This window comes from Aquimarina agarilytica ZC1 (assembly GCF_000255455.1).
In the GTDB taxonomy this organism is placed as follows: domain Bacteria; phylum Bacteroidota; class Bacteroidia; order Flavobacteriales; family Flavobacteriaceae; genus Aquimarina; species Aquimarina agarilytica.
In genome coordinates, this window is the sequence record NZ_JH621278.1 from 35437 (window position 1) to 43732 (window position 8296).

Here is an 8296-nt window from a genome sequence, read left to right on the forward strand (position 1 = left end):
TTGACAACTAATTAAACTTTTCAACTTAAAATCCTCGTCCAGTATTCATCATTAATCCTTATGCTACTCATAGGGTTCCTAAAAAATAAAAATGAGTCCCTAGTAAATCTATAATGATTAATAGACTAAAATTTTAATGAGGTATTTAAAAATAAGTATTCCATTAAGGCTCTTATAAATACTGTAAAAAAAATAGACAGTATTGTTATTTTTTCATGAGTAGATTTGTAGATTTACCTGTAACCAACTAAGTTATGCTACACGGAAAAGTACTTATTATAGATGATAGTCCTAATGTACTAAGCGCTTTAGAAATTTTACTTTCGAGCGAATACAAAACTGTAAAAACATTAACGGACCCTAATCAAATTAAAACCTATGCCCAATTAGACTCTTTTGATCTTATTTTACTGGACATGAATTTTTCTGCCTCGGTTAAGTCTGGAAACGAAGGAATTTTTTGGCTTACCGAAATAAAAAAAATAGCTCCAAAAGCACAAGTGATTATGATTACTGCTTATGGAGCTATTGATTTAGCAGTAAAAGCTATTAAAAACGGAGCCACAGATTTCGTACTTAAACCTTGGAAAAATGAACACCTAATTTCTACTTTAAAAGCAGCTTATTTATTAAAAAAATCACAAGCCAAATTACCTAAGCAATCCACAAATACTTTGCTTACTAATAGACCTAACATTATTGGGGATTCTAAAGCATTACAACAAGTATTACTAATTATTGAAAAAGTAGCCAAAACCGATGTAAACGTACTTATAACTGGTGAAAATGGTACCGGAAAAGAATTATTTGCACGTGAGTTACATTATAATTCGCAAAGAAATAATGCTGTATTTGTAAATGTTGATATGGGTTCAATTTCCGAAAACTTATTTGAAAGTGAATTATTTGGACACGTAAAAGGCTCTTTTACTGATGCCAAGGAAGACCGTATCGGTAAATTTGAAGCCGCTCATGGAGGCACCTTATTTTTAGATGAAATTGGAAATTTATCACTCCCAATGCAAGCTAAATTATTATCTGCAATTCAAAATCGAAGTATTGTACGTGTAGGCTCAAACAAAGAAATCCCTATTGATATTCGGTTAGTTTGCGCTACCAATAGCAATTTAGAACAATGCGTACGCGCTGGAACTTTTAGAGAGGATTTACTTTATAGAATTAATACGATTCACGTTGAAGTCCCTGCACTTAGACACAGGGAAAGAGATATTGTTCAGATTGCTGATTTTTATTTAAAAAGTTTTACAGAAAAATATCAAAAAAAAGACGTTTCACTTCATGTTAATACCAAAAACAAATTACTTCAATACGCTTGGCCTGGAAATATTCGCGAACTTAAACATTGTATGGAACGGGCTGTCATTTTAAATTCAGGCACTACGCTAAACGCTAATGATTTTAATTTACATCAAAACAATACTTTTTCTGCTCAAAATCCAATTCGATTGGACGAAATGGAATTAATTATGATTGAAAAAGCGTTACATGAACACGATGGAAACTATAGTGCAGCTGCAAGTCAATTAGGTATTACAAGACAAACGCTATATAATAAACTTAAAAAAGCGCATAATGATAAGTAAAAACTTCTATTACATACTTATTGTTAGGGTAAGCCTCATATGCATATGTGCTTTAGCAATGGGGTATTATTTTAATGAAAAAAATTATTTCGTACTTATACTCATTGGAATTTTTATTGTAATCCAAGCAAGTCTTCTTATTCGTTTTTTTAATACAACAAACCTAAAAATTGCCTATTTTTTCAAGGCTTTACTTAATGAAGATTTTACATTAAGTTTTTCAGAAAACCAAAGCTTAACTTCCTTAAAGGAATTAAACATTAATTTAAACAAACTGAATAACAAATTCCAAAGTACACATTTACATAATCAAACTCAAGAAAGATATTATCAAGAACTTATAAAACAGGCTGAAATTGGTGTACTAACAATAAATACGAAAGGGCATATTTTATTTGCTAACCCTAGAGCAGAAAAATTGTTAAATCACAGCCCCTTAACTCATGTAAAACAACTTAATAAAATCAGTGCTGATCTTTATGAATTACTTTTAAATACATTAAATTTTAATCGAAAATTAATTCAAATAAATAATGAAAGAGAAAGTATTCAATTAGCAATAAAAGCAACTACCATACAATTAAATGGAAATCAATTAAAACTAATCACACTTCAAGATATTAACTCCGAATTAGATACAAAAGAAACGGACTCATGGATAAAATTAATACGAGTCCTAACCCATGAAATGATGAATAGTATTGCTCCAATTACATCAATATCGGAGTCCCTTTTAAAACATCATCAAAATAATAAAAATACCACTGATGTAACCATAATAGACACTGAAACTACAGATATCATGGATAAAGGCTTACAAATTATAAAAAGCCAAGGAGATGATCTTATCCGATTTGTGCAATCATACCGAAGCTTTTTAAATGTTCCTAAACCCGAAAAAAAACTCGTTAATACAACTACACTATTTGAAAAACTTGAATTACTATTTGAAAAGCAATTAATTCATAAAAATATCAACTTCAAAATATCAACTCCTCCTAATCTAGATTTGTATGTTGATGAACAACAATTTACTCAAGTATTAATAAACTTAGTCAAAAACGCTATACAATCATTAAACGAAATAACAGATCCTAAAATTGAACTAATTGCTAAAGTAACTGAAGATTCTCAAAAAATGATAGTAGTAAAAGACAATGGTATTGGTATTACCTCCGAAGAAATGGAACGTATATTTATTCCATTTTACACTACAAAAACAAATGGTACCGGTGTTGGACTAAGTATTTCCAAACAAATTATACAATTACATGGAGGAAATTTAAAAGTACAATCAACTAAGGCTATGGGTACTGTTTTCAGTATTATTTTGTAATACAAAATATTAAAACAAAAAATGGGTTGATTTCTAATATCAACCCATTTTTTATAAATCTTAAAAAGACAATTTCAGTTAAAACAACCACCTCAAAGCAATTAAATCTTCGGGGGTTAGCTCTTTAATTGGTGGATTTAAATCTTTACTACAAGCCATCATTACAGAACGCACAGGAGAATCAAAATTAGAATCTGTACCAGGGATATGTACTGAAAAAGTATTTGCTGGAGCAGGATCTCTCAAACCTTGATCAAAAGGACCTCCAACTACACCGGCTTCAATACACGAATTAATCCCTCCAAAGTCAGAATGTCTAAGTCCTAAACTATGACCAAGCTCATGAGTTAATAAAGCCTCAATTCTATTAATATTAAACCTGTTAGACCCGTTAGATATTTCCATCCATCGACCAGGGTTTCCGTTTGCTGGACTGGTAGCTATAGCTGAAAGACTATTATTCTCAATCTGATATAATATAATGTCCTCATTAGTAAATCCATTTCCAAAAGTAACTTGAAATTTAATTTTTAAACCTGCATTATTATAATTTGCTATAGCTCTTCGAAGACCTTCTTGAATATTTGGAAGTAGACTAATCCCTCGTATTCTCAAAGTTCGTTGACCTTGATTGGGTACATTCACTCTATTAAAAACTCGGTATAGTTTCCCATTATCTGGATTTTCTTGTACTTGTACATTAGCACTATTACTCTCAAGTTGAGCATCGGTAATAAATACATCTTCTATTTTCCAACCTTCAGAAACTTTTCCTTCAGGTGTTTCAAATGAGTATCGCTCAGCATAATTAGGGTTTAATGACAAATTCCATAATTTTGTCACCATACTATTTGACAATCTTGCTGTTTCATCTTTTTCACTCGCATTAAGCGTCTCTTTTTCGTCGCTTTGACATGACATACATAATAATGCCATTGCTATTGTCCCAATTGTGATTGATTTTAATTTTTTCATAATGATGATGTGTTAGTATTAATTATTTCAAAATTTCAATTAATAATTTTAATTTAATAATTAGTAGGATTAAAAAACTGTTATGATTGTATAATCAAAAAAATAACACCTATTTTGATACTAAATATTTAAAAAAAAATGTAATAAAGAAATCATAAAATTTTAAAATTATTTCAAAATTACAACATAAAACAATTTAAAAATTGGTTTTCGGTGTTTTCGTACAGCTTAATAAATACCTATAGACCTATCTTTGTAATATTATTATTGTTTAAATACTACTCACTTATTATGAGCGTTCTTTATTAAAAACAAACTCATGAAAACATTTTTATATCATCTGATTTATGTTGGAATAATTTGCTCATTTACTACATTAAAAGCACAGATCACCTTTGAACCTGCTTTTCCAAATGTTAGCTTTAATTTCCCTGTGGAAATTGCTAACCCTGGTGATGGTACAGATCGCTTATTTGTTGTTGAGCAATCAGGAAAAATTAAAGTGTTTCCTAGAAAAAAAAGTTTACAGCCTAATGAAGTTAGCACTTTTATAGATTTAAGTTCTGATATTTTTTTCCGTTCTGGTCTTGAATTAGGCTTATTAGGTCTTGCATTTCACCCTAACTATAAAAATAACGGTTACTTTTATATTTATTACACAGACGCTGCCCAAGGCCGAAACCCTCGCATGGTCGTATCTCGATTTACGGTTTCGAATAGTAATCCAAATTTAGCCGATCCCAATAGTGAATTTATTATTTTTCAATTTGATAAAAATCAAAGTAATAGCAATCATAATGGTGGAAAAATAGCCTTTGGCCCAGATGGATACTTATATATCTCCATAGGTGATGGTGGTGGTGGAAATGACCCTCAGCGTAATGCTCAAAATATAAATAATGTATTTGGCAGCATATGTCGTATTGATGTTGATATGGATGGAAATAATGCTATTGAAACAAATAGTGCTTTACCAAATGGCAGATATGAAATCCCTGCTGATAATCCTTTTGCAAACTCTAATGGATTAGATGAAATTTATGTTTACGGAATACGAAATACATGGAAATTTTCATTCGACGCACCTACAGGTCGCTTATGGGGAGCCGATGTGGGGCAATCTGCATTTGAAGAAATTAACTTAATTCAAAATGGAAAAAATTATGGTTGGAATCGTTTCGAAGCTCAAGACTTTGCTAATAATACGCCACTTAATGGATCAGTAAAAGAAGACCCTGTACTATTTTATGACCATTTGAATGGTGATGTTTCTATTACTGGTGGATACGTGTATAGAGGAACACAAATAAAAAGTACTACACCAGATATTAATTCAAAATATATTTTTGGTGATTATGTAAGTGGTCGTGTTTGGGCAATGGATTATGACCCTTCAATTAATAGAGCTACTAAAACGCTTTTATTTAAAACTAATGGTCAATTCATTTCTTCATTTGGAGTAGACAAAAATGGAGAGCTATACTTTTCTAGTTATGGAAATGAAGCTCAGCTATTTCAACTAGTTGATGGTGCCGCTGCTCCTATTGGAAATCAATTAAGCGGCGAAGGAGATTGGTCTAATTTAGGTAATGGAATACCTAATGGAGAAGTAAACACTATAGTAGAAACTTCTAATGGAGATATTTTCCATGGAGGAAATTTTACATTGGCAGGAAATATTACTGCGAATAATTTAGCTGTTTATAATGAAAATACTGGTTGGAAAACTTTTGGTACTGGTGCAAATGGAACAATTAACGATATAAAAGTAGATAGTAATGGCTTAGTATATGTAGCTGGTACTTTTACCGATATAAACGGTTTACCTGCTAATGCTATAGCTGTTTGGGATGGAATTGAATGGAAAACTTTAGGTAATGGAAATGAAATTGAAGGAATAATTCAAGCTATAACTATTGATGCAACTAACCAAATTTATGTTGGGGGTGTTTTTGAAAATGTATCTGGTAATTTAGCTCAAAACATAGCAAAATGGGACGGTAGTACTTGGAATATCCTAACCGACAATACGACTAATGAGTCTGGCACCAATAATGAAATTAGATCATTAGCTACAGACCCAGTAACTAATAATATATATGTAGGTGGTAATTTTGATGTAGCTGGAGGGGTATCGGCTAACAGAATTGCTGTTTGGAACGATACTACTAAAAAATGGAGTAATCTTGGTACAGGTACAAGTGGTTTTGTTGAGGCAATTGAAGTAACAACTACTGATGTGTTTGCTGGAGGTAATTTTGCTATTGCAGGTGGACAAACAGTTAATCGATTAACACGTTGGAACAAAGCTAACAATACCTGGAATGCGCTAGATAGTGGTGTTGATAATCTAGTTAAAAGTTTAAAATACGATGGTAGTGATTTATATGTAGGAGGAGCTTTTAGATTGGCGGCATTTACCAAGAATAATTTTATTGTTAATGGAATAGCAAAATGGAACAGCGCTAATGGTTGGCAAAGCTTAGGTCAAGGTAATAATGTTGGAGTTAACAATAAAGTGAATAGTATAGCCCTTGATAAAAATAGCATTGGAAAAATATATACTGCAGGAAATTTTTCAGTTGCTGGAAATAATAATGCCAATAATACGGCTACATGGAGTAGCGACTCCGTATTAAGTCTTAATGATATAAATACTTCAATTGAAAAAACGTTTATTGTAAAAAATCCTATTAATAAAGTTATCTCTATAAAGGAAGCTGCTCCATGGAAATTATATGATAGTATCGGTAAATTTTTAACTGCAGGTTATAGCAAAACTATAAATTTAGGTACATATCCATCAGGCTTATACTTTCTTATTTTGAATAATGACAAGACATTAAAAATAATTAAGCAGTAAACATATTAATTTAGATACCATAAATCTTACCTAATTTTTTAAGTTAAGCATAGCAATAATAGATATGCTTAACTTAAAAAGTTTAACCAAACTTAGTTGCTTAACATATTGGCGTACATAAATGAATAGCTTATTTTTGCAGATTAAATAAATTCTTTAAAGGAAAAATATATTCATTTTAAATATGAAATTATCAAAACTTACTTTTTTTAGTATTCTCTTTTTATTTTATTCTTTATTTTCTGGACACGCTCAAAGTAACCGTAAAGTAAGTAACCCAAATCTTTGGCAAGATTTTACTTATGATATGGGAAATGTTTTTGCTGGTGGTGGATTTGCTTATACTAGACCTTTACATTGGCAAAAGAAAGATTTTTTAATATTTGGAGGAGTTGCTGGCTCAACCTTATTATTGCATACAGTTGATGATGAGATTAGACAAGAATTGAGAGGACACAGAAATAAAGTCCCCCAGCTAGTTCTAGATTATGGTTGGTATTCAGGAAGTCCTCAAAATAACTTTGCATTAACTAGTGGTGTATACCTAACGGGGCTTTTTACTAAAAATGAAAAACTTCGTAGAACTGGTGTTTTGCTAATTTCTTCTGCCGCCGCCACTGGTTTTGCGCAACAAGTTGCCAAATCCGTTACAGGAAGAGCAAGACCTATAGGTAACCTAGGGAGTAATCATTTTAAACCTTTTGGAGGAGAAGTAACTTACCGCTCCTTCCCTTCTGGACATGCCGTACTTACTTTTACAAATGCACACGTAATTGCTAAACAATTTAAGAATCCATGGGTAAAATCTGGTATTTACGCCATAGGACTTGTACCTGGTATTACTCGTATTTATGAAGACGCACATTGGGCCTCTGATGTTTTTTTAAGCTGGGCAATGAGTTATTTTATGGTTGAAGCTATAGATATTTACCTAAACCGAAAATATGACAAGAAATATAATAGTAATACTAATGGTAAAAAAGACTCACTAGGTTTAAGCTTCGGAGCTGGAGGAATTGGTGTTACTTATAATTTTTAAAATAACCTTCTAACAATTTTAATCCTCTATAATTCTCCATGGAGGATTTAATCTATTTTCACCCCCATAAAATAAAATTAATTGATTTCCATCAAGGTCTTTTAATCTAGCTTCCCTCCATAACCATGTTTTATCATTTGGAAATTCTTCAAATTGAATACCCTCTTTTTTTAGTTTTCCAACAATATTATCTAAATCTTCACATTCAAAATAAACATATATTCCATGTCCATGGGGTAATTTTTCGACCTTATGTATTGAAAAAGTTGAATTTCCATTAGGACATTCAAATCGGGCATAATTAGTAGCAGAATGTACAATTAATTTTAATCCCAATTTTTGATAAAATGAAATCGCTTTTTCTACATCTAGAGATGGTACTGTAACTTGATTTAAATTCATACTTAAAATGAAATATTAATTATACGATTTTAATTTAATATTTTCGCATAAAAGCATTAATATAATGGTGATTGCTA

At 31.1% G+C, this 8296-nt stretch carries 6 protein-coding genes; 4 read left to right on the forward strand and 2 right to left on the reverse strand.

What is annotated here, in order from left to right:
* The first annotated feature begins 254 nt into the window (after positions 1–254).
* Together KQA_RS0214630 and KQA_RS0214635 are read left to right on the forward strand one after the other, a co-directional pair.
* Positions 255–1604, forward strand: a complete 1350-nt coding sequence (locus tag KQA_RS0214630; protein WP_010182196.1) for a sigma-54-dependent transcriptional regulator — start codon at positions 255–257, stop codon at positions 1602–1604.
* Complete coding sequence (locus KQA_RS0214635) at positions 1594–2940, forward strand: sensor histidine kinase (protein ID WP_010182197.1); 1347 nt, start codon at positions 1594–1596, stop codon at positions 2938–2940. Before KQA_RS0214630 ends, KQA_RS0214635 begins: the two co-directional genes overlap by 11 nt.
* A gap of 78 nt (positions 2941–3018) precedes the next feature.
* Here the strand turns inward: KQA_RS0214635 and KQA_RS0214640 are convergent, their stop codons facing one another.
* The gene (locus KQA_RS0214640; protein WP_010182199.1) at positions 3019–3915 is read right to left on the reverse strand and encodes a M57 family metalloprotease; all 897 of its coding nucleotides are present in this window, start codon (positions 3913–3915) and stop codon (positions 3019–3021) included.
* A gap of 319 nt (positions 3916–4234) precedes the next feature.
* On the opposite strand from KQA_RS0214640, the gene KQA_RS19035 reads away from it, so the two are divergent.
* Together KQA_RS19035 and KQA_RS0214650 are read left to right on the forward strand one after the other, a co-directional pair.
* Positions 4235–6778 carry a PQQ-dependent sugar dehydrogenase gene (locus KQA_RS19035; protein ID WP_010182200.1) on the forward strand — a complete coding sequence of 848 codons (2544 nt, stop codon included), beginning with the start codon at positions 4235–4237 and terminating at the stop codon, positions 6776–6778.
* 184 nt (positions 6779–6962) lie between these two features.
* Entirely contained in the window at positions 6963–7817 is an 855-nt protein-coding gene (locus tag KQA_RS0214650; RefSeq protein ID WP_010182201.1) for a phosphatase PAP2 family protein, read from the forward strand.
* 18 nt (positions 7818–7835) lie between these two features.
* Here the strand turns inward: KQA_RS0214650 and KQA_RS0214655 are convergent, their stop codons facing one another.
* Entirely contained in the window at positions 7836–8219 is a 384-nt protein-coding gene (locus KQA_RS0214655; protein ID WP_010182202.1) for a VOC family protein, read from the reverse strand.
* Positions 8220–8296 lie beyond the last annotated feature (77 nt).

Coding starts and splice junctions, on each gene's coding strand:
- KQA_RS0214630 (WP_010182196.1), top strand. CDS start 255: ATGCTACACGGAAAAGTACTTATTATAGATGATAGTCCTAATGTACTA.
- KQA_RS0214635 (WP_010182197.1), top strand. CDS start 1,594: ATGATAAGTAAAAACTTCTATTACATACTTATTGTTAGGGTAAGCCTC.
- KQA_RS0214640 (WP_010182199.1), bottom strand. CDS start 3,915: ATGAAAAAATTAAAATCAATCACAATTGGGACAATAGCAATGGCATTA.
- KQA_RS19035 (WP_010182200.1), top strand. CDS start 4,235: ATGAAAACATTTTTATATCATCTGATTTATGTTGGAATAATTTGCTCA.
- KQA_RS0214650 (WP_010182201.1), top strand. CDS start 6,963: ATGAAATTATCAAAACTTACTTTTTTTAGTATTCTCTTTTTATTTTAT.
- KQA_RS0214655 (WP_010182202.1), bottom strand. CDS start 8,219: ATGAATTTAAATCAAGTTACAGTACCATCTCTAGATGTAGAAAAAGCG.